Raw genomic sequence first — 23,911 nt, 5'->3', positions numbered from 1 at the left:
ACGGATGCCATGGCAGCGGCGTCATGCCGGGAGTGTTGCTCGGGCCGGGTAACACGCAAACCCTCGGGATTCCAGCGGGGCGGAAGTGGCCCGAGGCCTGCAATGGGCGGCGGCCCACAACAAGGAGGATGTACCCATCATGAAGAAGCTCACCTTCGTTCTCGCTCTCTCGCTCATCGTTGGCTGCGGCGCCGTGCAGGACTGGTCGGGAACCTACGAAGGCACCTCGAAGCGCGCGGCGAGTGCCACGGAACTGGAGGCCGCAACGGCAGTGAAGGACATCTGGACGGTCACCCATGACAAGAGCACCGGCGTCATCCAGATCGTCCGCGAGCGCACCGGAGACGCGGCCTGCACCCTGCTGGCGAGCCACGGGAGCGATGCTCACGGCGGATACGGCGCGGATCTCGAGGCGAACCAGAAGTGCGTCATCAACGGCACCGAGCACATCCTGAGCAGCGGGGAGCTGCACCACGCGGACGCCGAGGAGTTCGAACTCCAGTGGAAGACGTCCGCTGACGGCGACGTCGCCCTCGTCGAGCAGGGCACGCTCACGAAGAAGTAGCGCCCCACGAGCCCCATCTCATGGAACGGCCTGCATCCGGTGATGCAGGCTGAGCGTGGCGAGAATCTCCTGGGCGGCCCGGACGCCCTCGGAGGCACCGCCCTCCATGAAGCCCTGGAAGTCGATGGACGTGTGCTCTCCCGCGAAGAACACATTGCCCTGCGTGACGCCCTCGTATCCGGCGAAGGTCTGGTACTGGCCTCGGCGCCAGTACGAGTAGGAGCACTTGAAGTTCGGATCGAGCTGCGGGAGTCCCATGGTGGCCTTTCCATTCCACAGGGCGGTGAGGCCGGGGAACACGGGCTCGGCCTGGGAGAGGAAGCGCCGCGCGTCCGCGCGCACCGCATCGAGCTCCGAGGTCGCGATGGGCTCCGGGGTCTCCATGGCATCCGCGAAGGCCCCTCCGGCGTAGCCAACGAGGATGCCGTGGTCCCCGGGTTGGCCACGAGAGGCCTCCCACGTCGACTGGTACCCGGTGTCGGAGTAGCTGCCGCCCGTGCCGGGGTCGGGGCGAGGCCCCTGCTCGTTCCAGAGGCGCCGCGTGAACTGGAGGTGCTGCTTGCTCTGGCGGCCCCGGCCCAGCTCCTGGATGGCCTGGTGCTTGAGCGAGTCGAAGCCCGCGCGCCCGTAATCCAGCTCGCGCAGCACCGCGAATGGCAACGTGAGCAGCACGATGTCCGCCACCACCTGCGTCACACGGGAGCCCTTGGACGCAAAGGTGAGTGCATAGGCCCCCGCCGGAGTGCGTGAGAGCGCCTCCATCCGCATGCCGGTCTGGATGGACTCGGCCCCGAGGTACGCGGCGATGGCCCGCGGGAGTTGATCGTTTCCGCCCCGAATGCGGTAGCGCTCGTCGGACTCGCCGAACAGGGCCAGGTGTGCCGGGTCGGGTTGAGCGCCGAGGAGGTAGACGATGTTGAGCGCGCTCTGCTCACGGGTATCCGAGTTGAGCTCGATGAAGTACGCGGTATCGAGCAGCGCGCCGAGAGGAGAGGAATGCCCGCCAGGCACGCGTGCTTCGATCCACTCATGGACGCTCATGCTGTCGAGCATCCGCCCGTGCGGCGTGGACTGGGCGAAGGTGGTCGGGTACCCGGCGAGGCGCACGTCCTCTTCGATCACCGGCAGGATGGACTGGAAGTCCCGGTCCGCGTCGGCCTTCGGGTAGTACTTCCCGAAGAAGTAATACGTCTCCTCCGAGGGCATGGGCTGCGCCATGAGGAGATCATCCAGCTCGAGCCCGAAGCGGCTGGCCTGGGAGAGAATGGTCTCGTGGCCGGTGTCGATGAGTTCGCCATACCACTCGAACACCTGCCCCTGATCGAAGTAGGTGGTGTTGGAGAACATCCGGCCTCCCACGCGCTCCGAGGCCTCGTAAAGGGTGGAGGGGATGCCCGCATCCGCCAGCGTGAGCGCCGCGGACAGTCCGGCGATCCCAGCTCCGACGATCGCGATGCGCGGAGCGTCGCGATTCGGTGCGGCCCGGCAAGCAGCCAGGGTGGCCAGGGTGGCCGCCGAACCGACGAGAAAACCACGGCGGCTCATGCTCCCGGGCCGCTGTTCACGTGATTGGACCCGCGCCTCGCGGAGTGCATTCACCGGAAGGCCCTTCCGGACGGAGAGCCGGTGCTCAGCGGCGAGTTGCTTCAGGGAGCGAAGCAGCGGGGTTCGGGCCATGGGCGCCTCCTCGTTGCGTCACAGCCTGCCACTGCCACCCGCACGAGCAATGCCACGAGCCGCTCTGCCCCAACCACTCAACACGAACCTGCCCTGGAAGGCTACGCTCCAGCCCGGCATGACCACTGCACCCGGTACCCATCCATGAGAATCATCCTCTTTTTCTTGGGGCTTCTGTTCGCAGAGCCTGCGTTCTCCAGCCCGGTGGAGGATGGGCTGTGCCATGCGCGGCCTCAGGCCATCGAGAAGATGGAGAAGTCGGAGAAGCTCTGCCGCGCATTCATACGCGCCATGAGGATGCTCCCCGAGGAGACGATGCAGGAAGTGCAGGCAATGGTGTCTCCAGAGAGCCTGACATTGCTGGGAACGATGACCACGGCATGGATTGGCAGCCAGGGGATTCCAGTGCTCGGCCAAACAGTGGACGCGGCGTTGCTGACATTGGGTGTCACGATGGCCGCAGCGCAGACGGCCGCGGTGAAGGACTTGCTGTGGAACTACGCCAGGTACGCAAGCGAAGCGCGCGATGAAGCGGGCCTCGACACAGCAGCCAAGCACCTTGCGCGAGCTGTAGCGACGGTGGGCGTGAGCGTCGTGACGTTCATCCTGATGAAGAGGGTGTCGGGCAAGGCACAGAAACAAACAGGCCCTCCCGCTCACCCCTTCGTACTGCAGCCCGAACTCGTGCCGGTGGCCAGTGGTGGGCGAGTGGGCAACTCCATGGGGGTCAAGCCAGGTGTCGTGCCTGGAACTGGAGTAGCGCCCTCTCTAGCCACCGCGGGCGGACGCTCCGGCGGCGAGCGGGTGCATCCAGATCCCGCGAAGTCCAAGAGGGTGGACATCGCGGCCTTCAAGGCATGGTTGGAGAAAGTGAAACGGAGACCAGCCCGCCAGGATTCGGAGGCATTCCAATACCAGAGAAAACACGCGGGCCCGGAAGAAATCCAGGTTTCTGGAGGTGGCAAAAATGTCTGGGCGGACGGTGCCCGACCAGAGAGCGCGAGGATAGTAGAGGTCAAGCACATCGGTACTCCTGACAAGAGTCCGTTCATACCCGGGTCCAAGTGCGACGAGGGCGTACGACTCGCCATCCAGACGGGCGTCATCGCTGAGTTCGAACGCTACGCCACTGTCATCAAAGACCCCAACAACCCGATCGTCGCGCTCGAAGTCATCGTCAACGACGGAATGGCTGTTCCCTTTTTCGAGGCCTTACTCACGCGGCTCAGTATTCCTGGCGAAGTTCTCGTTCGCCCCTGATGCAAGGAAAAACCACTTGAAGTACTACATCATCACGGAGACAAACGGACTTCCGCCTGTGCCTGATTTTGCCTCCAGGCTGATAACACGATGGCCTGGAACCACGGTGGAGCAGCTTTCCAATCCCGAGGGGAGTTATGCCCTGGATTTCCAAGTCCCCATGGCGAGTTCCTCCGTGGAAGGACTGCTCGCCCGAACGAGGAGTTCAATCAACTTCGAGGGTGACCTCCAGGACATGTCCGAGTTCGTCCAGTGGTGCCGCACCCTCATTCCGCCCCACTTGCGCCTCATCTTCTGCGATGAGGGTATGAACGGTGAGGTCAAGGTGACTCCGCCCATGACAGCCGAGGACATCCTTCAAGCATTCCATGCGAGTGGTGGGTAAGCCCACGCCAAGGCGGATTGGGATCCTCTTCGGAGGACTACTCCCCGATCTTCTTCTTGAGCAGCTCGTTGACCAGGGCCGGATTGCCCTTGCCCTTCATGGCCCGCATCACCTGGCCCACGAAGAAGCCGAAGATGTGCTTCTTCCCGGCCTTGTACTTCTCCACCTCGCCCGCGTTCTTCGCCAGCACCTCGTCCACCACCGCCTCGATGGCGCCCGTGTCGCTCACCTGCGCCAGGCCCTTCTCCGCGATGATCGCCTCCGGGTCCTTCCCCGTCCGGAACAGCTCCCCGAACACGTCCTTGCCCGCGTTCGCCGAGATGCTCCCCTTCTCCACCGCCGTCAGCAGATTGGCGAACTGCACCGTCGTGAAGCGCAGCGTGGTGACGCTCCCGCCCTCCTCCTTCAACAGCCGCAGCAGCTCTCCGAGGAACCAGTTCGACAGCCGCTTGTAGTCCTTGAAGTGCTGCGCCACCGCCTCGAAGTAGTCCGCCAGCGGGCGCTCCGCGCAGAGAATCTTCGCGTCATACGCCGGCAACCCGTACTGGCTCGTGAAGCGCGACACCTTCGCCCGAGGCAGCTCTGGCAGGGACTTCGCCACCTCGTCGATCTGCGCATCCGCCAGGTGCAGCGGCGGCAGGTCCGGCTCCGGGAAGTAGCGGTAGTCGTGCGCCTCTTCTTTCGAGCGCATCGAGCGCGTCACGCCCTTGTTCGGGTCGTACAGCCGCGTCTCCTGCTCCACCTTCCCGCCCGACTCCAGCAGATCCACCTGCCGGGAGATTTCATACTCGGTGGCCTGCTTGATGAACCGGAACGAGTTGATGTTCTTCAGCTCCACCCGCTGGCCGTACTCCGTGCTGCCCTTGCGCATCACCGACACGTTGACGTCGCAGCGCAGCGAGCCCTCCTCCATGTTCCCGTCGTTCACCCCGATGTACACCAGCACGTCCCGCAGGGCCTTGAGGTACTCCACCGCCTCGTCCGCACCGCGCAGGTCCGGCTCGCTGACGATCTCCAGCAGCGGCACGCCCGCGCGGTTCAGGTCCACCAGGCTCTCGGCCGCCGAGGCGTCGTGCACGCTCTTGCCCGCGTCCTCCTCCATGTGGATGCGGCGGACGCGGATGACCTTCTCGCCCTCGGGCGTGTCGATGGTCAGCTGTCCCCACTCGCAGATGGGCTGGTCGAACTGGGTAATCTGGTAGCCCTTGGGCAGGTCCGGATAGAAGTAGTTCTTCCGGCTCCACACGCTCGTCTTCTTGAGGGTGCAGCCGAGCGCCAATCCCGTGCGGATGGCGAACTCCACCACCTTCGCGTTGAGCACCGGCAGCACGCCGGGCATGCCCAGACACACCGGACAGGTGTTGTGGTTGGGCGCCGCGCCGAAGCTGGTGGCGCAGTTGCAGAAGATCTTCGTGTGCGTCAGCTGTTGGGCGTGGACCTCGAGCCCGATGACCGGCTGGAAATCGCTCAGGGGCATGGCGTCTCCGGAACTCTCTAGATGGGGGCCGGGCGGCGCACGTAGTCGTGCTCGCGCTCGAAGGCCCGGGCGATCCTCAGCAACTTCGCCTCGTCGAACGGGCGGCCCATGAGCTGCAACCCGATGGGCAGGCCCGCCTTCGTGAAGCCGCACGGCAGCGACACGCCGGGCAGTCCCGCCAGGTTACACGGCAGCGTGCACACGTCCATGAGGTACATGGACACGGGGTCGTTCACCTTCTCGCCCAGCTTGAAGGCCGGCACCGGCGAGGTGGGCGTCACCAGCGCGTCCACCTGCGTGAAGGCCTTCGCGAAATCGTCGCGGATGAGCGTCCGCACCTTCTGGGCCCGCAGGTAGTAGGCGTCGTAGTAGCCCGCGCTCAGCGCGTAGGTGCCCAGCATGATGCGGCGCTTCACCTCGGGGCCGAAGCCCTGGTCACGCGACAGGCCGTACATGTCCCGGAGGCCCTTCGCCTCCCGCGCCCGCCGGCCGTAGCGCACGCCGTCGTAGCGGGCCAGGTTGCTCGAGGCCTCCGCCGGGGCCAGCAGGTAATAGGTGGCCAGCGCGTACTTCGTGTGGGGCAGCGACACGTCCACCAACGTGGCGCCCAGCCGCTCGTAGGCCTTCAGCGCCTCGCGCACGGAGGCTTCCACCTCGGGGTCCATGCCCTCGACGAAGTACTCGCGGGGCACGCCCAGCTTCAGGCCCGCGACTCCGTGCTCCAGGTCCGCCAGGTAGTCCGGCACGTCCGCCGGCGCCGAGGTGGAGTCCAGCGGATCATGCCGCGCCAGCACCTGCAGCAGCGCCGCCACGTCCCCCACCGTGCGAGCCATGGGGCCCGGCGCATCCAGCGAGGAGGCGTAGGCGATGACGCCGTAGCGCGACACACGCCCGTAGGTGGGCTTGATGCCCACGGTGTTGGTGAACGCCGCCGGCTGGCGGATGGAGCCACCCGTGTCCGTGCCCAGCGTGCCGAACACCTCGCGCGCCGCCAGCGCCGCCGCCGAGCCTCCCGAGGAGCCTCCCGGCGTGCGCGTCACGTCCCACGGGTTGTGGCAGGGGCCATAGGCGCTCGACTCGTTGGACGAGCCCATGGCGAACTCGTCCTGGTTGAGCTTGCCCAGGATGGGCGTCCCCGCCTCCTTCAACAACCGCACCGCGGTGGCGTCGTACGGGGGAACGAAGCCCTCGAGGACGCGCGAGGCACATGTCGTCTCCACGCCCTCGGTGAGGAAGATGTCCTTCACGGCCACGGGCACGCCATCCAGGGGCCCGAGCGGGTTGCCCTTCTCGCGGCGAGCGTCGCTGGCCTCGGCGGCCGCCAGGGCGCCGTGCTCGTCCAGCCGCAGGAAGGCCTTCACCTTCTCATCCACCTGGGCGATGCGCGCCAGACAGGCCCGCGTGGCCTCCACGGAGGTGGTTTCCCCCGAGGCCAGCTTCGCCGCCAGCTCCAGCAGGGTGAGGTCGGTCAGCTGCATGGCGTCACTCCAGGATCTTCGGGACGGCGAAGCTGGTGCCCACCCTGGCCGGCGCGTTGGCCAGCGCCTTCTCGGGTGGCAGCGAGGGCCGCGCCACGTCCTCGCGCAGCAGCGAGGACGCGAGCGTGGCATGCGAGGTCGGCTCCACTCCGCTCACGTCGAGCTCCTGCAACTGCGCCACCGCGTCCAGGATGGCGGAGAGCTGCGTGGCGTAGCGCTCCTCCTCCTCGGACGAGAGCGACAGCCGGGCCAGGGTGGCCACGTGCCGGACCTGCTCGACGGTGAGCTTCATGGACCAGACCTCCGCGGACTACTTGTTCTTGAAGAGGTTGAGGACGGCGCCCATCCACCGGCCATCCTTCTCGTGCGCCATCTGCTTCTGGAGCCGCTCCAGCTCGCCCCCGTCCAGGAAGATGCCGTGGCAGTTGAAGCAGGTGTCGATCTCGATGTCGCCCCGCATGAGGACCTGCAGGTCCATGCCGCACTTGGGGCACTTCATGAAGTGCAGCTTCTTGAGGTCCTCGCGCTGCTGGGCGGCCATCGACTGGGACTGCTGGATGGCCAGCTTGCGCTTCTTCTCGATTTCCTCGCGAGCGAAGTACTCCTCTTCAGTCGACGACGGCTTGTCCTGGGTGGACATGATGTAGGTCTCCTTGGTTCCACGACGCAGCCGGGGCAACATACATGCTCCGCTCCCGGGTGGTGCTTCAAAGTGGTAGCGCCGTGTACCTCTGGACGGCCGCCGGAAAATTGACCGGACCCCCTCCCTCCCTACACTCCGCGGACGGCTGCTACAGCCCGCTACGGGGAGTGAGAGGGAGTCATGGCGGAACGGAAGGCCAGAGCGGAGAAGACGGTCCTTTCGCGGCAGGAGATCGCCACGCGCCGCAAGGCCCTGGCCGAGAAGAAGGCGCAGAAGGGAATCGATGGAGAGTCAGGGCCTGGACAACGGGCGCTGCTGGGCCTCGTCCTGATGGCCGGCTCGGTCCTGTCGTTGGTGTCGGTGGCGACCTTCAGCGCGAAGGACCGCAGGGGCCCGGGCTTCGAGAACGCGGTGGGGCCCATGGGCCATCTCATCGCCGAGAGCCTGCGGGGAATGCTCGGGGTGTGGGCCTACCTGCTCCCCCTGTGCGGCGTCTACGCGGCCATGGTCGTCTTCGTGGGCAACCGGGAGCGGCGCCGCTGGCCGCAGCTGGTGGCCTTCGTGCTGCTCACGCTGAGCGGCGCGGTGCTGGCCCAGCTCTTCATCGGCACCCAGCCCGGCCAGGCCCACCCGCCCGGCGGCTTCGTGGGCGCCACGCTCGGCGGCATGCTGGTGGGGATGTTCTCCACGGTGGGCACCATCATCCTGGTGACCACGGTGTGCGCCGCCGCGCTCATCGTCGGCACGCAGTACACCTTCCTCAAGCTGTGCTCGCTGGCGTGGGCCGGGGCCTGTGTGGTGGGCCGGCGCGTGCAGGAGAACGCCCTGCTCTTCTGGGAGCAGCAGAAGGAGGCCTACAAGGAGCGCCAGGTGCGCGCCGCCCAGGAGAAGGAGGAGGAGGACGCCTTCCTCGCGGAGCTCGAGGAGGAGGAGGCCGAGCTGGAGGAGGCCGAGCGTCTGGCCCTCGAGGCGGAAGAGGCCGAGCAGGAGGCCATGGCCGAGGAGGCCGTGCGTCTGGCCCGCCAGGAGGAGAAGGAGCGCGCCGCCGCGGCGAAGCTGGCCGCCAAGGATGCACGCGAGGCCGCGAAGCTGGCCGCCCGGGAGAAGAAGCCCGAGGCGGGCCAGCAGCCCGTCATCGTGACGCCTCCGGCCGCGCCCGCTCGCCCGGCGCCGGGAGCGGATCCCGCGTGGGCCGCCTTCCTGTCGCCCTCGCCCGCCGCCAACGCGCTGCCCGCCGCCCCCGCCCTCCCCGCTGTCGCCGCCCCTCCGGCCGATGCCGCGAAGGGCAAGCGGGGCAAGGCGCCGAACATCGTCACGGGTCCCGAGGCGCCCGCCGACGCGCAGGCCTCCGAGCCCATGGTGGCCGCTGTGCCCCTGGCCGCGGCGCCCGCTCCGGCGGCCCAGGCTCCGGCCTCTCCCGTGGCCATCGTGCCGGCTCCGCCCTCGGCGCTGGCGCGCACGCCGCTCATCGTGGAGCCCAAGGCCCCGCCCAAGCCCACCGCCGTCACCATCAAGAAGAAGGATCAGGAGCAGTTCCAGTTCGTCGGTGGCCGCACCAGCTTCTCGCTGCCCCCGCTGGACGTGCTGGAGATCGAGAAGAAGGAGCGCTCGGCGCTCGACAAGGAGGCCTTCCTCACCACGGCGGAGAAGCTGCGCGCCAAGCTGGCGGACTTCGGCATCTCCGGCGAGGTGGTGGAGATCCGCCCCGGTCCCGTGGTCACCATGTACGAGTTCCTCCCGGGGCCCGGCATCAAGGTGAGCAAGATCGCCGCGCTCCAGGACGACCTGGCCATGGCCATGGAGGCGATGCGGGTGCGCATCGTGGCGCCCATCCCCGGCAAGGGCGTGGTGGGCATCGAGGTGCCCAACCGCGACCGCGAGACGGTGTACCTCAAGGAGATCGCCGAGCAGGACGTGTTCCAGAAGTCGGCCAGCCGGCTCACCATGTGCGTGGGCAAGGACATCGAGGGCATGCCGTACGTCTTCGACCTGGCCAAGGCGCCCCACCTGCTCATCGCGGGTACCACCGGCTCGGGTAAGTCCGTGGCGGTGAACTCGATGATCATGAGCATCCTCCTGAAGTCCACGCCGGAGGAGGTCCGCTTCATCATGGTGGACCCGAAGATGCTCGAGCTCTCGGTGTACGAGGGCATTCCGCACCTGCTGTTGCCGGTGGTGACGGATCCGAAGAAGGCGGCGCTCGCGCTGCGCTGGGCCGTGGAGGAGATGGAGCGGCGCTACCAGATGCTGTCCGAGGCGGGCGTGCGCAACATCGCCGGCTTCAACAAGTTCGTGGAGACGCAGGACGCGGAGAAGTCCAACGCGAAGCCCGCCGAGGAGTCCGCGAAGAAGGCCGCGCCGAAGAAGCCCAAGAAGGTGGTCGTGGTGGACGTGGCCACGCCCGAGGACGCCATCATCGAGGAGTCCCACTCCGCCAGCGCCAACGCGGGTCCCGGGGTCGCCGCCCCGAAGGACGACGTGGAGGAGCTGCGCGAGGCCCTGCCCGAGCCCGAAGAGGCTCCGGAGAGCATGCAGGCCGGGGACGAGGACGACGACGACGGGATGTCCGACGCGGTGGAGGCGGCGCTCGAGGCGGCCGGGGAGTCCGAGTCGTCGCGGGAGGAGAAGCGGGAGTGGAAGAAGCTGCCGTACATCGTGGTCATCATCGATGAGTTGGCGGACCTGATGATGGTGGCCAGCCGCGAGGTGGAGACGTACGTGGCGCGCCTGGCGCAGATGGCTCGAGCGGCCGGCATCCACCTGATGGTGGCCACGCAGCGTCCGTCCACGGACGTCGTCACGGGCATCATCAAGGCCAACTTCCCCACGCGTATCAGCTTCATGCTGCGCTCGAAGCCGGACTCGATGACGATTCTGGGTACGGTGGGCGCCGAGGCGCTGTTGGGCATGGGCGACATGCTCATCATGCCGCCCACGAGCGCGCACCTGCAGCGTGTGCACGGCGCGTTCGTCTCGGAGAACGAGATCAAGCACGCGGTGGATCACCTGAAGGCGCAGGGCAAGCCCGTCTACGACGATTCCATCCTCAAGCCGCGAGACGATGAGGGCGAGGGCGGTGGTGGCGAGGAGGACGAGCTGTCCGACGAGCTGTACGATCAGGCGCTGGCGACGGTGAGCGAGATGAGGGCGGTGTCGATCTCGATGCTCCAGCGCAAGATGCGCATCGGCTACAACCGGGCGGCGCGAATGATCGAGCGGATGGAGCGGGACGGAGTGGTGGGCCCGGCGGACGGAGCCAAGCCGCGCGAGGTGCTCATCCGCGGAGTAGGCGAGATGCCCGGAGCCGGAGCCGCCTGACCCCCCAACATCCCCTCTCCCCCCGGGAGAGGGACGGGGTGAGGGTATCAAGACCCCTGGTTGAATCCGTGTATGCCCCCTCTCCCTCTGGGAGAGGGCTGGGGTGAGGGTATCCACTTCCCAAGGGAAGCAAGCCGCACCCATGACCGTTGCCCCACGATGATCGTCACCATCAATCGCTTCCGGACGTCCGCCGAGGAGGCCGAGCGCCTGGAGACCTCCTTCCGGGAGCGCTCGCGCAGGGTGGACCAGTACGAGGGATTCCTGGGACTGGAGGTCCTGCGCTCCTTCGAGCCGGAGCCCGAGTTCCTGCTGGTGACGCGCTGGAGGGACCGGGAGTGCCTGAAGGCCTACTTCCAGTCGGAGGACTTCAAGGCGACCAAGGCGGCCAGTGCCCGGCAGGACGCCACCTTCAGCATGTACGAGGTGGTAGCGGAGTGAGCAGCTTGATAAGGCGAGCCCCCTATGGCTGAACGTCTCGCCCTCTTCGCCACCACCGCCCGCGGAACCGAGGATCTCCTGGCCGAGGAGTTGAAGGAACTCGGAGCGCGCCGCATCCGGCAGGACCGGGGCGGGGTGCGCTTCATGGCCTCGCTCGACGAGGCGCTGAAGGTATGCCTCTGGTCGCGCATCGCCATGCGCGTGCTCTACCCGCTGGGCGAGTTCGAGGCTCATGGAGCCGAGGGCCTGTACGAGGCAGTGGCGAGCGTGCCGTGGGAGGAGCACCTCACGCCGGAGACCACGTTCGCGGTGGAGGCGACGCTCAAGGACAGTGAGCACAGCCACACGGGCTTCGTGGCGCTGAAGGTGAAGGACGCGGTGGTGGACCGGATGCGCGACAAGCAGGGCGCGCGACCGGACGTGGACCCCCGGAATCCGGACGTGCGCGTGGTCGCCCACCTGGTGCGCGAGCGGCTCTCCCTCTCGTTGGACCTGTGTGGCGAGCCGCTGCACCGCCGGGGCTACCGGGTGCGGCCCACTCCGGCACCGCTGAAGGAGACGCTGGCGGCGGCCCTGCTGCGCGCGGCGGGCTACACGGGTGAGGAGGCGCTGGTGGACCCGATGTGTGGCTCGGGCACCATCCTCATCGAGGGAGGCCTCATCGCCCGGCGGCGCGCGCCCGGCATCGCCCGGGACTTCGCGGTGGAGAAGTGGCCGCACCTGGGCGCGCGGGCGCGGGAGCTGCTCGAGGATCTGCGCGCGGATGCCCGCCGCAACGAGCGCAAGGTGGCCGTCCCGATTCTCGGCTTCGACAAGGACCCCGAGGCGCTGGAGGCGGCACGGCGCAACGTGAAGGCGGCGAAGCTGGCCGAGGAGATCCTCCTCGAGGAGGGAGACGCGACGAAGCTGCCTCCCCTGCCCGCCTCGGGGGGCCTGCTGCTCACCAATCCGCCCTATGGAGACCGGCTGGGCTCGGGCGGGCAGAAGGGCATGAAGAGCTTCTACTTCAAGCTGGGCGACAGCCTGCGGGCGCAGGCGGGCTGGCGCGTCTGGGTGCTCTCGGGCAACCCGGCCTTCGAGAGCGCCTTCCACTCGCGGCCCCGGAGCCGGAGGGATTTGTGGAACGGCCCCATCGCCTGCACGCTGCTGGGTTATTCGCCGCGCGGGGGCGAGCAGAAGTCAGAAGCGCCGCTCGGTGCGCCGCATGAGCCGCTGGATGTTGCTGCGGTGCGTCCAGACGATGAGGGCGAAGAGCAGCGCTGAGAGCCACGCGTACTCGGGGGCGCGGGCGGTGAGGGAGGCGACGGCGACAGCGGTGACCCCCCCGGCCAGGGAGCCCACGGAGCTGACGCGCCAGGCGGCCACGAGCCCGGCGTAGACGAGTGCCCCGGCGAGTGCCCCCAGCGGCACGAGGACGACGAGCACCCCGAGCGCGGTGGCCACGCCCTTGCCGCCGTGGAGCTTGAGCCAGACGGGGTAGACGTGGCCGAGGAAGGCGGAGAGGCCCACGGCGGCATGCAGGCGGGGCGCCTCGGGCTCGAGCCAGAGGGCCAGGGCGACGGCGAGGGCGCCCTTGAGGGCATCCAGCAGCAGCACCACGGCGCCGAGCTTCTTGCCGGCCACGCGGGTGACGTTGGTGGCGCCGATGTTGCCGCTGCCGCTCTGACGCACATCCACGCCGCGGACCCAGCGGGTGAGCAGCACCCCGAAGGGCACGGAGCCCGCCAGGTAGCCGAGCAGCAGGAGGGCGGCGGGGTGCACGGGAGCGTCCTAGGTGAGCAGGTGGGGGAACTTCGTCTTCACCACCACCCAGGCGTAGTTGAGCAGGACGACGGTGGCGACGGTGATGCGGGCCCAGTGCCACTCGGTGGGGGACAGGTGGAGCCGGGGGATGGGCATGGCGAAGACGAGGTGCAGCACCATCACCACGATCATGAGGGCGAAGAAGAGGGCGGCCACCGTCCCGAGCGGGTTGGCGTCCCAGGCGCCGGCGAAGTTGAAGTGGGCGACCCGGTCGGCCACCCGCGTCAATCCGCAGCCGAGACAGGGCCAGCCGGTCGTTTCTCGCAGGGCACAACCCCAGAAGGGGACGATCCGGGCCACGGGGATGTAGCGGGCGATGAGCAGTCCGAAGAGGCCCACGAGGCCGAGCACATCGGCGGGGCCGAAGGTGCGGTTGGGCTTGGGGAGGGTGACCTTCACGTCCGGTAGTGTAACCGGGATGGCGGGCACCTTGCCCGGACAAAGGCTTCGGGCTATCCGTGGGGGATGAAGACCTTCCGCTCCGCCCTGCTGACGCTGTTGGCCCTTCCCCTCATGGCGCTCGCCGAGGCTCCTGCCTCGAAGCCGGCCGTTCAAGAGGACTGCCCCCACCCGCCGCCGCCCGCCGAGGCCAAGAAGCCCACCGATGGCTGGACGCTGACGCGTGGCGAGGCGCTCAAGGGAGCTCCGGCGGTGAAGCTCTCCGAGCTGCTGGCGAAGCCGCAGCCGCACGACGGCAAGACGGTGCGGGTGGAGGGCCAGGTGCGCAAGGCGTGCCAGAAGAAGGGCTGCTGGATGGAGCTCGCCGATGGAGCGAAGGGCGCCGGGGTGCGGGTGACGTTCAAGGACTACGGCTTCTTCGTGCCGCTGGACTCGGCGGGCTCGGCGGCGCGGGTGGAGGGCGTGGTGAAGGTGACGGAGCTGAGCGAGTCCATGGCGAAGCACTACGAGGCGGAGGGCGCCATCGTCCCTCGCGGCGCGGACGGCAAGCCGCGCGAGGTGCAGTTGGTGGCCACGGGCGTGGAACTGCGCCGCTGAGCGATGGCACGCGGCTTCAGCATGAGGGGCGTGATGGGCGCGGCCGATCGGGCCGTGCAATACGCCCGGAACTGGTTGCTGGCGACCGAGCCCGGCTCGCGCGTCCATGACGTGCAGGACGATCCGCGCTTCCAGCACCGAGGGGTGGACCTCCTGTGGGAGCTGCCCTCGGGAGAGGTGCGCGGCATCGAGGTGAAGGGTGACCGGCAACCCCGGCGCCGGCGCTACTTCTTCGAGCTGGTGTCCAACCTGGAGCGGGACACGCCGGGGTGCTTCCTGTACAGCGGCGCGGACCTGCTGGTGTACGTGTTCCTGGCGCAGGGGGAGCTGCACGTGTTGCCGCTGAAGACGGTGCGCGAGTGGTTCCTGCCGAGGGCGAAGTCGTACGAGCTGCGGCACACCTTCACGCAGACGGGAGCCATCCGCTACACGACGGTGGGCGCGGTGGTACCGGTGAAGGACGTGCAGGAGGCGGTGCCGGAGGTGAAGTACATCCCCCTGCCCCGCCGGGGACAGACGGCCGAGGACATCCAGGCCGCTGGAGAGGCACAGGCCGCCGCGGAGGCCCAACGACCCACCGAGGAAGACGTCCCCTACTGAGCCCCTGACCCAAGGCATATCCCCTCTCCCTCCGGGAGAGGGACGGGGTGAGGGTATCGGGGCTCGCGGGTTGAACCCCGTGGCCCCTCTTGGGAACCACGGGTTGGGAACACCGTGACAAATACCCTCACCCTGACCCTCTCCCGGGGGGAGAGGGGATATTGAGGGATGTTGGGGCTGATTGAGCGGAAGTACCGCTCAGTGCTGATGCTGGTGACGGCGGTGCGTGGGGTGGGCCTCGTCGTGGGCCTTCTCGATGCGGGCGCGGTCCTTCTCGAGGGCCGCGAGCGCGGTGCGATCGCCGAGCTGCTTGTTGGCGTGCTCCAGGCGGGCGACGATATCCAGCGCGAGGTGCCAGTCCTGGACGCGCTCGGCCTCCTCGAGGATGGGGCGGCCCACGGTGGCGACCTTGTCATTGGCCTTGAGGTGCAGCAGGCCGTCCACGGCGAGCACGCGGGAGATGGGCGTGCGCGCGCTGTCCGTGGCCGCCTTCTGCAGCTCCTCGAGCGCCGCGTCCCGCTCACCGAGAGAGGCGCGGATGATCGGCTTGGAGATGCCGCGGCGATCCGGAAGGATGAACTCCTCCAGGTCGGCGAAGGCCTGGGCGTGCTCGCGGTGGCCGGCCTTGGCGAGCATCTCGGCCAGGTCGTCGAAGGCGCGGGCGGCGCGCTCGTCGAACACGCGCAGGGCCTCCTGCATGAAGCCGGTGTCGGGCTCGCCCTTGTCATTGACGGGCACGCGCTTGCGCACCTCGTTCATCCGCTCGAAGGAGGAGGCCACGGGGGCCTGCTGGATGCCCTGGAGGATCTGCCCGAGGGCGCCCATCAACTGGGCGAGGCTCTCGGAGAGCTCGTACGGCGCGAGCCGGCCGGACTGCCAGCGCTTCCACAGCTCCCCGGCGGCGGCATACGGGAAGGCAGCGAACTGGCCGGTGCCCTTCCACTTCGGCATCCAGCCCTCGGCGATTCCAGCCGGGTACTGCTTCTCGGCGAGCTGGCGGAAGTCCGCCTCGCTGACCGTCACGCCGTAGTGCCCGAGCGTCCCGACGATGGCCTCCGTCGAGTAGTCCTTGAGCCCCTTGCGCTGCCACGCCTTGTCCACGCGATCCGTGCTCACTGCCGCTGAAGCCTCCTGGCGCCTGGAAGCGGCGCGTGCGGCCTTCTAGCAGAGAGCGGGCGGCCCGGGGCAAGGTCTGGCCGCGCCAGTGTCAGACGTAGGGCGGAGCGACGTTCTCCACCCGGGGCCACTCGGTGGGCCGGCGCCGTCCATCCTCCACCCGGCGGGCGATGAAGGGCTGGCAATCGCGCTCCTGGAAGGCGCGCTTGAAGGCGGCGAAGCTCCCACCCGCCTTCCAGGCGTCCATGGCCGCCAGGCCCGCCTCGGGGCCGCACTGGGCGAGCATGTACTCCACCCAGGCCCAGCGGGCCGAGGTGGGCCGTACCTCGGCGCGTCCCTTGAGGCCCTTGCGCAGCCGCTCCAGCCGGCCCTCCACCTCGCGGATGCCGGCGAAGGGGGCTCCATCCAGCGGGGTGTTGCGCTTGGCCACGAAGGGCGCCACGCCCAGCGCCACCGGGAGGATCTTCGACAGCTCCGTGGTGAAACGGGCCAGCTCGTCGACGTCCGCATCCTCCTCCAGCGGCAGGCCGACGACGTTGTACACCTTGAGCTGCCGCATCCCCGCCGTCTTGGCGAAGTGGGCCGCGCGGATGATCTGCTCTTCCGAGTGCTTGCGGTCCACCAGGTCCCGCATGCGCTGCGAGGCCCCATCCGCGGCCACGGTGAGGTTGGTGGCGCCGCCGCGCCGCAGCTGATCCACCAACTCCTGGGTGAGCCGGTCCGCGCGCAGCGAGGACACACCCACCTCGCGGCCCGAGTCCACCAGGGTGCGCAGCAGCTCGACGATGCGGGGGTGATCCGTCACGGCGGCGCCCACGAGTCCCACGCGCTTCGCATGCTCGGGGATGAGCGACAGCACCCGCTCGGGTGGAACGGTGCGCATGCCGCCGTTGGTGGTGCGCCGCATGACGCAGTAGTGGCACCCGCGCGAGCAACCGCGCTCGGGCTCGATGAGGAACATCGAGCGCAGCTCCGTGTGGGGGGTGATGATGGCGGAGCGCGCTGGCAGCCGGGAGTCCGTGGCCTTGGCCACGTGGTAGCGCTTTCCTCCCCGCCCGGCCACGCGGAAGCCGGGGACGCCCGCCAGGTGCGCCAGCAGGGCGTCCTTCTCCATGGACGCCGCCGCCTCCAGCAGGACGTGGATGAGGTCATCGGCCTCGCCCTGCACGAGCACGTCCACGAAGGGCTCGAGCGGATCCGGATTGGAGAAGGTGAGCGGTCCGCCGGCCACCACGAGGGGGTGGCGCTCGTCGCGCGCCTCCTTGAGGAGGGGAATGCCGGAGAGCTCCAGCATGGAGAACAGGCCGGTCATCTCCAGCTCATAGGCCACGGAGAAGGCCAGCATGTGGAAGCTGGAGACGGGGGCCTGCGACTCGAAGGTGAACAGGGGCGTGCGCGTGCGGCGGTACGCCTCGACGTCATCGGGCAGGAAGGCGCGCTCGGCGGTGGCTCCCGGGTGCTCGTGGATCTCCCGGTACATGGCCTGGTAGCCGAGCGAGCTCATGCCCACGTGGTAGGGGCTCGGGTAGCAGAGGGCCACCCGGTAGGGCGCCTCCTTGCGGAGCGTTCCCTGCTCATCGGCCAGCAGCGCCGCGACACGTTCAACCAGTGAAAACCGACCCTCCATGCACCTTCCCGGAAAGACTCGAAACGGAGTTCAACCGTCCATAAACACCGCGGCCCCGGGCCGCCACTCCCGCGTGGGGGAGGAGCAACCGGGGCCGCGATTCACTTCAGTTCAGCCTCGAAGAGGCTGCCTGCCTACTTGCTCTTGAAAGCAGGCACGCCCGTGGCCGGGTTCGGCACGCACGCGGCGTCACCACCGGCGATGCCCGCGACGCACACCGCGTCGAAGTCCGGGTTGAGGCCGGAGCCCTCGGCGCAACGATCCGCGGCGTTGGCCTCGGTCGGGTTGGCGAAGGCCTCGGGATCGCACCCCACCTGCGGCCACAGCGCCAGCACCGTGTACTCCGCCTCGCAGCCCGGGCCATCCGAGTACTTCAGCGTCCCCGTCAGCTGGGTGCCAGGCGCGGACGGATCCGAGTACACCTTCACGTCGCTGAACGTGTAGCTCAGGCTCTCCGCGGGAGCGACCGTGATGACCTCGCCCGTCTCCTCGTCTGTACGGGTCACGGCCGTGGTCGTCACGGTCGCGGGCTTGAAGCCCGAGGTCGAGCACAGACCCTTCTCATCCGGCTCGTCGGCCAGGGTCTCGGACAGTGCCGTGGACAGCTTGGCGATCGCGTAGTTGTCGGCGCGAGCACCCGGGACACGCTCCGCGGTGATCTCCTCCATCACCGGTTCGCCGTCCTCGTCCACCTGGACGGACCCATCGGTGTTGAGCACCTCGTCCTCGTAGGTGACGGACTCGAACCGCTGAGCCAGCCCCTCCGGACGAATGCCGATGAACGCGCGCTTCTTGGTCAGCTGCTCGTTCGCGCCCTTCTCGAACTCGATGTACTTGAAGACACCGAGCGCCTCACCCTTCAGCTTGCCGCACGACTTGGCCTCGTCCGCGCTGTTCTTCAGCACGTACAGGGCCTGCCACGGATAGTCCGTGGAGTCCTGCACGATGCAGCCGGCGGACGGCTGCTCGAGAGTGCAACCGGAGATGACACCAGCCGCACCGATGAGAGCCACTGCAGTAACGATACGCTTGCTCATTGTTTCGAATCCCAATCCGGCTGGAGGTTCCTAGAACGTGTACTTCAGACCGAGGCGGATCTGACGCGGGGCCTGGTAGGAAGTGGCCTTCGTCCAGTTCAGGTTGCGCTGGGCCTCCGTCATCGGACGGCCGTTCGACTGCGTCACCTGCTCGGGCTTCAGGTCCATCGGGTTGCCGTCGATCTTGCCACCCTCGATGGGCAGCACGTACACGCCCGCGTTGGTGTAGGCGTTGTCGACCGTCGCGACCTCCTGGAAGTTGAACAGGTTGAACACGTCGAGGCTGAACGACACGACGTTGCTCTTGCTGATCCGGTAGTTCACACCGATGTTGGAATCGATGTTGTGGAGCCACGGGGTCCGGCCCACGGAGCCGCGGTTGAGGATGAACGCCTCGGTGCCGCCGTAGATGGGGTGACCACCCAGGGCGCTGATGGGCGTACCGGAGTTACCACGGTAGGACAGGCCCAGGCTGGCGCTCAGATCCTTCGTGAAGTTGAACTCCTTGGCGCCGAACAGCTTGATGGCGTGGGTGCGGTCATAGGGCAGCAGGCCCTCACGGTTCTCCAGCAGCGACGTCAGGTCGAAGTCCGAGGTGATGTTCGGATCGAGCTGGCCGTTCTCCGGACGGAACAGACCGGCGTAGTTGCCGTACAGCCGCGACCAGGTGTAGCTCGCCTGCGCCAGCCAGCCATCGCTGAAGGTGCGGTTGAGGAGCACCGTGACCGCGTCGTAGTTACGCGTGGCCTTGGGGAACTCCTTGGCGAAGCCCTCGCTCGGGTTGCCGATGAAGTACGTGTGGCCGTCATCCCGGCTCATGTCCTCGATGACCGAGTTCATGTAGCGGTGGGTGTAGTTGGCACCCACGCGGATGTTGGCGAGCACTTCGTACTCGGCGCCCACGAGGAACTCATCCGAGCCCTGCGGCTTCAGCGCGGGATCCACCGGAGTGGTGTCCACCTTGCCGCCGATGTACTTGAAGCTCGGATCCAGGGTGGTCAGACCCTCGCCACGCTCGATGACCGAGGAGTCCTTGCGGCACTCGTCCTGGCCCTCACGCGTGGTGATGGTGGCGGGATCGCACGGAGCACCCGTACCACCCTGGCGGTAGGCGGCGTAGCTGGCCTCGGGCGGGAACGCGCGGTCCGCCATGTTGAGCGGCACCTGCTCGTAGTAGCGCGCGAAGTTCGCGTACACCTTCATGCGGCCGTTGGCCAGCGGGTCCACCACCAGGCCGAGGCGCGGAGACACCTGGTTGGGCAGCACGATGCCCAGCTGACCGGTGGCACCGTACATCCACTGGGTGTCGTAGCGGACACCGGCGTTGAGCGTCACGCGGTTGGCGATCGTCCAGCTGTCCTGGAGGAAGCCACCCACCGTGGTGCTGCGCGACAGGGAGTCCTGGAAGGCCAGGTTCACCGGCTGGTCAGGACCGTTCTGGTAGCCGTAGCGGCGCGAGTCCAGCCAGCTGCCGTCGGCCTCCTCGGCCAGGTTCACGCCACCGGCGAAGGTCTTGCGCTGCTGGTAGCTGAGGAGCTCCAGGTCCGCGCCGGCCTTGAACACGTGGTTGCCGAGGGCGCTGAACATGTACGTGGCCTTGGCGTTGGCCTGGTAGCGGTCCAGCAGACCATCCGAGATGAGGCCAGGACCACCCGAGACGTACGAGCGCACCGGGCAGGCGAGCGTGCCGCCGCGGCCGTCCGCGTTGCAGAGCGCCTGGGCGTTCAGGTTCGTCTCCACATCCGCGATGGAGCGCAGGTTGCGGAACTGGACCAGCGACAGGCCAGCGAGGCCCTCCATGGAGCCGATCTCGGAGCCGTCGCTCGGCAGCGTGGCGGACGTCTGGTGGAACCAACCCACGTTGGCGTCGATCAGCACCTTCTTGTCCATCAGGGCGCCGGCGTACTTCAGGGCCACCGTGGTGGAACCGGCCACACTCTGGGTCTGGCCGTAGGCGTTCGGATCACCACTCAGCGTGCCCGGCAGGGCGCCCGAGCGGGGGTTGATGGCCAGCGCGCCGTTACCACCCGACACGCTCGGGGTACCGGCGAGCGAGACGGAGACGTTGTGGTCCTGGTTGATGAGGTACGTCAGCTTGCCCATGTACTGCAGGCTCTGCCCCGTCACGTCGTACTCACGCTCGGAGCCCGGGATCTGCTGCGACTTGTTGAAGCCGGTCACCGGATCCCTCACGACGCGGCGCGCCGTGGTCCCGGTCGACGTGGTATACTCCTCGGTCTCGAAGTAGTTGACCGAGCGGGTGTGGGTGTAGTTGGAGAAGGACGGGGCCACACCGGCGAAGAACCACAGCTTGTCCTTGAGGATCGGACCGCCCAAGGTGGCGCCGAAGTCACCGATGGCCTGCAGGTTGTTGCGGCCGGTGACCACGGAGGCGGCACTCACCACGGGGGTGCGCTGCCCCTCGAAGATGCCCGGGGTCAGGTTGCCGTAGACGGAGCCGTGGAACTCGTTGGAGCCGGACTTCGTCACCGCGTTGAGCACGCCGCCGGTGGAGCGGCCGTACTCCGGCATGTAACCGCCGGTGATGATGTTCACGTCCTGCACGAACTCGACGCTCAGCGGGCTGGCGTTGACGCCGAAGGCAGGGTCGTTCGTGGACAGACCGTCCACCACGTACCCGTTCTCAGGAGACGTGGTGCCGTTGATGGACACGCCGTACGAGTCGCTCTGCGCGCCCGGGGCGAGTTCGGCCAGGGACTCGAAGGAGCGGGTCGCGCCCCCCTTGCCGCCAGGACGGTTCACCGCGATGCGCTTGATGAAGTCCTGATCCACGTTGACGCCGACGCTCGTCGAGCCAACGTCGATGGTCGGCGGCGTCGCCGTGACCACGATCGTCTCGCTCATCTCCTCCGGCAGCATCTCCACGTTCACGCGGATGGTGCGATCCAGGCGCAGCTGGATCTCCGAACGCGAGAACGGACGGTACGACTCCTTGTCGAACCGGAGGGTGTAGACGCCGGGCGGGAGCTGGGGAATTCGGTAGTTACCCTGCGCGTCCGTCACCACGACCTGCTCGCCCTGAAGATTGGGCGACGTCGCCGTGACGACCACGTCAGCGGCAGGCTTCTTGTTATCGGCACTGACAACCGTACCAATGATCACGCTATCGGCGTAAGCCGCGGTGCCGTACGACAGGCTCGCGACCACAACCACTCCAGTTGCCCGGAGCATCCGTCTCACTTGCATGCTGGGAACCCCTCCAAGGTGGGCTTGCACTGCAACTAAAATGGTACGGGAAAATACCTGGGGTCTACCAGTTGTCAATATGCCGTTGCTTTTTGGTGACTACTGGGGCATTGGCCGATCACGCAGGTGGCCTTCCAGGGTGGGGTCACTTGCACCCGTTCCCGGTTTTTGTAATGTAGCGCGCCTTTTGCGATCCGGGCGGGACGAGGTGGGTGTCCACCGGAGTTCAGGAGCGTAGCGCATGTTCGACTCTGTCCTTGACCGCGGACAAGGCCCCAAGACGCGTTTCGGCGTGGGCACCTTCATCTCGGTCATCCTTCACGTGGGTCTCTTCGGCTTCGCCGTGTGGATCTCCCAGCAGCCTCAAAAGGAGAAGGAGAAGGAGGTGGAGGTCACCTTCAAGCAGGCCATGGCCCCCCCGGTCTCGGCCGCGCCGCCTCCTCCCCCGCCTCCGCCGCCTCCGGCGAAGAAGAGCAACCCCACCAAGAAGCCGGTGGTGAAGAAGCCGGACGTCATCGTCCAGCCCAAGGAGATCCCCCAGGAGAAGCCGCCCGAGGTGGAGCCGGATCCGAACGCGGGTCAGGAGGAGGAGGAGTCCACTGAAGAGGAGGTGGAGGGCGGTGTCGAGGGAGGCGTGGCCGGCGGTGTGATCGGCGGTGTGGTGGGTGGTGTGGTTGGCGGAGTGCTCGGCGGCCAGGTGGGCAGCACCGGAACGGACGTGCTTCCGTTCGGCGCGGGAATGACCCGCCCGGAGAAGATGTCTGGCCCGTCGCCGCAGTACACCCGCGAGGCCCTTGAGGCGCGCGTTCAGGGTCTGATGATCGTCAAGTGCGTCATCACCACCGAGGGAGCGATCGAGCGCTGCCGCATCATCAAGCCGTTGCCCCATATGGAGCAGGCGGTGTTGGATTCGCTGTATGCTCAGCGTTACAAGCCCGTGACGTTCCAGGGTCGGCCCGTCCAGGTCGACTACACCTTCAACATCCGTCTGAGCCTGCCCCGCTAGTCCAGGACGTCGCCATTGTCGTAATCGCCGTACCCCAACCGCGCTCGAGGAGGAGCGCTTCCCCCAACCATGCAATTCACGCTTGCCGAAATCTGGGCGCACACGGGTCTTTTCGCCCGTTGCATCATCTTCACTCTGGCGATCATGTCCGTCGCGTCGTTGGTGGTCATGGCGGAGCGTATGATCGTCTTCCGCAAGACCCGCAGGGACTCGCGCAACTTCGCGGCCAAGATGGGCTCCATCCTGGCCAAGGGCGATCTGCAGCAGGCCGCCAACACCAACATGGGCAAGGAGATCGGCCACCTGGGCCGGGTGATCGGCTCCGGTCTGACCGCGTACCGGATCAGCCCTTCCGACAAGGAAGTGGCGGTGGAGTCGGTGGCGCGCGCCCTGGAGCGCCAGGCGCAGCGTGAGGTGCAGAGCCTCAAGCGCGGTCTGGGCGTGCTGGCCACGGTGGGCTCCACGGCCCCGTTCGTGGGTCTGCTGGGCACCACGATGGGTATCGTGAACGCCTTCCAGCTCATGGCGGCCGCGGGCTCCGGTGGTCTGGGCACCATCTCCGCCGGTATCGCCGAGGCGCTCATCACCACGGCCTTTGGTCTGCTGGTGGCCATCCCCGCGGTGATGGCCTACAACTTCCTGTCGGGCTGGGTGGACGCTCGCTCGGTGGACATCTCCGAGTCCTCCAACGAGTTCCTGGACGTGGTCGCGCGCAACCTGGGTGGTTCGCACGCCCCCCAGGCCTAGTCCCAACGAGAGCCAAAGGCCCGCCTCCCAAGGGGTCTCCGGGAAACGGAGACCCTCTCCATGGGGGGGCGGGCGCTCTCTTCTCCAGGAACAGGTGCACGCATGGGAATGTCCGCAGGCGGCTCCCAAGGGGGCCCGAAGAGCGAGATCAACGTCACGCCGCTGGTAGACGTGGTGCTGGTGCTCCTCATCATCTTCATGGTCGTCACGCCCATGCTCCAGCGTGGCAAGTCCGTCACCTTGCCCAAGGCGGCCAAGGTCGAGGAGGACAAGGGCGGTACGAACGACCCGGATCCAATCATCCTCTCCGTTACCATGGACAAGAAGATGTTCGTGGAGCAGGACGAGTTCGACGCGGCGGGGCTGGAGGCGAAGTTGAAGGACACGCTCTCCTACCTGCCCAACAAGAAGATCCTCCTCAAGGGTGACAGCGCCCTCACCGTGGGTGATGTACGCCAGGTGATGGAGGTCACCCGCAAGGCCAAGGCCAAGAAGATCTTCCTGGGCGTCGAGGAGTTGAAGAACTAG

General features: G+C 67.5%; 22 protein-coding genes. 11 read left to right on the top strand and 11 right to left on the bottom strand.

The window, feature by feature from the left end; genetic code table 11:
• Window positions 1-139: 139 nt before the first annotated feature.
• Complete coding sequence (locus tag Q664_RS12735; RefSeq protein WP_043394088.1) at window positions 140-565, top strand: hypothetical protein; 426 nt, start codon at window positions 140-142, stop codon at window positions 563-565.
• Window positions 566-583: 18 nt separating this feature from the next.
• On the opposite strand, the gene Q664_RS12730 is transcribed toward Q664_RS12735, so the two are convergent.
• Window positions 584-2,242, bottom strand: coding sequence for a flavin monoamine oxidase family protein (locus Q664_RS12730; protein WP_043394086.1), 1,659 nt, complete (start codon window positions 2,240-2,242; stop codon window positions 584-586).
• A 144-nt stretch (window positions 2,243-2,386) separates the two neighbouring features.
• Here Q664_RS12730 and Q664_RS12725 point away from each other — a divergent pair, with 144 nt between their 5' ends.
• Together Q664_RS12725 and Q664_RS12720 are read left to right on the top strand one after the other, a co-directional pair.
• Complete coding sequence (locus Q664_RS12725; protein WP_043394084.1) at window positions 2,387-3,502, top strand: restriction endonuclease fold toxin-2 domain-containing protein; 1,116 nt, start codon at window positions 2,387-2,389, stop codon at window positions 3,500-3,502.
• Window positions 3,503-3,518: 16 nt separating this feature from the next.
• On the top strand, window positions 3,519-3,887 hold the full coding sequence (locus tag Q664_RS12720; RefSeq protein WP_152622062.1) for a hypothetical protein: 369 nt from the start codon (window positions 3,519-3,521) through the stop codon (window positions 3,885-3,887).
• Window positions 3,888-3,924: 37 nt separating this feature from the next.
• On the opposite strand, the gene gatB is transcribed toward Q664_RS12720, so the two are convergent.
• From gatB to Q664_RS12700, 4 genes are read right to left on the bottom strand one after another with little or no spacing between them, the layout of a single operon-like run.
• On the bottom strand, window positions 3,925-5,364 hold the full coding sequence (gene gatB, locus Q664_RS12715) for an Asp-tRNA(Asn)/Glu-tRNA(Gln) amidotransferase subunit GatB (RefSeq protein WP_043394081.1): 1,440 nt from the start codon (window positions 5,362-5,364) through the stop codon (window positions 3,925-3,927).
• 17 nt (window positions 5,365-5,381) lie between these two features.
• Window positions 5,382-6,842, bottom strand: a complete 1,461-nt coding sequence (gene gatA, locus Q664_RS12710) for an Asp-tRNA(Asn)/Glu-tRNA(Gln) amidotransferase subunit GatA (RefSeq protein ID WP_043394078.1) — start codon at window positions 6,840-6,842, stop codon at window positions 5,382-5,384.
• Window positions 6,843-6,846: 4 nt separating this feature from the next.
• On the bottom strand, window positions 6,847-7,134 hold the full coding sequence (gene gatC, locus Q664_RS12705) for an Asp-tRNA(Asn)/Glu-tRNA(Gln) amidotransferase subunit GatC (protein WP_043394077.1): 288 nt from the start codon (window positions 7,132-7,134) through the stop codon (window positions 6,847-6,849).
• A gap of 18 nt (window positions 7,135-7,152) precedes the next feature.
• Window positions 7,153-7,482 carry a TFIIB-type zinc ribbon-containing protein gene (locus tag Q664_RS12700; RefSeq protein ID WP_043394260.1) on the bottom strand — a complete coding sequence of 110 codons (330 nt, stop codon included), beginning with the start codon at window positions 7,480-7,482 and terminating at the stop codon, window positions 7,153-7,155.
• A 183-nt stretch (window positions 7,483-7,665) separates the two neighbouring features.
• Here Q664_RS12700 and Q664_RS12695 point away from each other — a divergent pair, with 183 nt between their 5' ends.
• The 3 genes from Q664_RS12695 to Q664_RS12685 all read left to right on the top strand — a co-directional run bounded on the left by Q664_RS12695 (window position 7,666) and on the right by Q664_RS12685 (window position 12,507).
• The gene (locus Q664_RS12695) at window positions 7,666-10,803 is read left to right on the top strand and encodes a DNA translocase FtsK (protein WP_043394076.1); all 3,138 of its coding nucleotides are present in this window, start codon (window positions 7,666-7,668) and stop codon (window positions 10,801-10,803) included.
• Window positions 10,804-10,962: 159 nt separating this feature from the next.
• Window positions 10,963-11,244 (top strand): antibiotic biosynthesis monooxygenase family protein, encoded by a 282-nt coding sequence (locus Q664_RS12690; protein WP_043394075.1) that lies wholly within the window; start codon window positions 10,963-10,965, stop codon window positions 11,242-11,244.
• Window positions 11,245-11,268: 24 nt separating this feature from the next.
• Window positions 11,269-12,507, top strand: a complete 1,239-nt coding sequence (locus tag Q664_RS12685) for a THUMP domain-containing class I SAM-dependent RNA methyltransferase (protein WP_043394074.1) — start codon at window positions 11,269-11,271, stop codon at window positions 12,505-12,507.
• Here the strand turns inward: Q664_RS12685 and plsY are convergent.
• Both plsY and Q664_RS12675 read right to left on the bottom strand, forming a co-directional pair.
• Window positions 12,424-13,005, bottom strand: a complete 582-nt coding sequence (plsY, locus tag Q664_RS12680) for a glycerol-3-phosphate 1-O-acyltransferase PlsY (protein ID WP_043394073.1) — start codon at window positions 13,003-13,005, stop codon at window positions 12,424-12,426. The two genes, Q664_RS12685 and plsY, sit on opposite strands and share 84 nt — an antisense overlap.
• Window positions 13,006-13,014: 9 nt before the next feature.
• Entirely contained in the window at window positions 13,015-13,446 is a 432-nt protein-coding gene (locus Q664_RS12675; protein WP_043394072.1) for a DUF2752 domain-containing protein, read from the bottom strand.
• 66 nt (window positions 13,447-13,512) lie between these two features.
• On the opposite strand from Q664_RS12675, the gene Q664_RS12670 reads away from it, so the two are divergent.
• On the top strand, window positions 13,513-14,043 hold the full coding sequence (locus tag Q664_RS12670) for a DUF4920 domain-containing protein (protein ID WP_043394071.1): 531 nt from the start codon (window positions 13,513-13,515) through the stop codon (window positions 14,041-14,043).
• A gap of 3 nt (window positions 14,044-14,046) precedes the next feature.
• Window positions 14,047-14,643, top strand: a complete 597-nt coding sequence (locus Q664_RS12665) for a hypothetical protein (RefSeq protein WP_235216673.1) — start codon at window positions 14,047-14,049, stop codon at window positions 14,641-14,643.
• Window positions 14,644-14,841: 198 nt separating this feature from the next.
• Here Q664_RS12665 and Q664_RS12660 read toward each other — a convergent pair whose 3' ends face one another.
• The 4 genes from Q664_RS12660 to Q664_RS12645 all read right to left on the bottom strand — a co-directional run bounded on the left by Q664_RS12660 (window position 14,842) and on the right by Q664_RS12645 (window position 21,615).
• Window positions 14,842-15,759 (bottom strand): hypothetical protein, encoded by a 918-nt coding sequence (locus Q664_RS12660; RefSeq protein WP_200883695.1) that lies wholly within the window; start codon window positions 15,757-15,759, stop codon window positions 14,842-14,844.
• Window positions 15,760-15,850: 91 nt separating this feature from the next.
• Window positions 15,851-17,386, bottom strand: coding sequence for a radical SAM protein (locus tag Q664_RS12655; protein WP_043394070.1), 1,536 nt, complete (start codon window positions 17,384-17,386; stop codon window positions 15,851-15,853).
• Between the two features lie 134 nt (window positions 17,387-17,520).
• The gene (locus tag Q664_RS51985; protein ID WP_152622061.1) at window positions 17,521-18,423 is read right to left on the bottom strand and encodes a hypothetical protein; all 903 of its coding nucleotides are present in this window, start codon (window positions 18,421-18,423) and stop codon (window positions 17,521-17,523) included.
• A 30-nt stretch (window positions 18,424-18,453) separates the two neighbouring features.
• On the bottom strand, window positions 18,454-21,615 hold the full coding sequence (locus Q664_RS12645) for a TonB-dependent receptor (RefSeq protein WP_481954996.1): 3,162 nt from the start codon (window positions 21,613-21,615) through the stop codon (window positions 18,454-18,456).
• Window positions 21,616-21,871: 256 nt separating this feature from the next.
• Between Q664_RS12645 and Q664_RS12640 the strand changes: the two genes are divergently transcribed.
• The 3 genes from Q664_RS12640 to Q664_RS12630 all read left to right on the top strand — a co-directional run bounded on the left by Q664_RS12640 (window position 21,872) and on the right by Q664_RS12630 (window position 23,911).
• On the top strand, window positions 21,872-22,636 hold the full coding sequence (locus Q664_RS12640; RefSeq protein WP_043394068.1) for an energy transducer TonB: 765 nt from the start codon (window positions 21,872-21,874) through the stop codon (window positions 22,634-22,636).
• A 69-nt stretch (window positions 22,637-22,705) separates the two neighbouring features.
• Window positions 22,706-23,383 carry a MotA/TolQ/ExbB proton channel family protein gene (locus Q664_RS12635; protein ID WP_043394067.1) on the top strand — a complete coding sequence of 226 codons (678 nt, stop codon included), beginning with the start codon at window positions 22,706-22,708 and terminating at the stop codon, window positions 23,381-23,383.
• 102 nt (window positions 23,384-23,485) lie between these two features.
• Window positions 23,486-23,911: an ExbD/TolR family protein gene (locus Q664_RS12630; RefSeq protein WP_043394066.1), complete on the top strand. Its 426-nt coding sequence runs from the start codon at window positions 23,486-23,488 to the stop codon at window positions 23,909-23,911.

It is taken from the genome of Archangium violaceum Cb vi76 (genome assembly GCF_000733295.1).
Taxonomy (GTDB): domain Bacteria; phylum Myxococcota; class Myxococcia; order Myxococcales; family Myxococcaceae; genus Archangium; species Archangium violaceum.
This window is presented reverse-complemented; position numbering and strand designations above follow the sequence as displayed.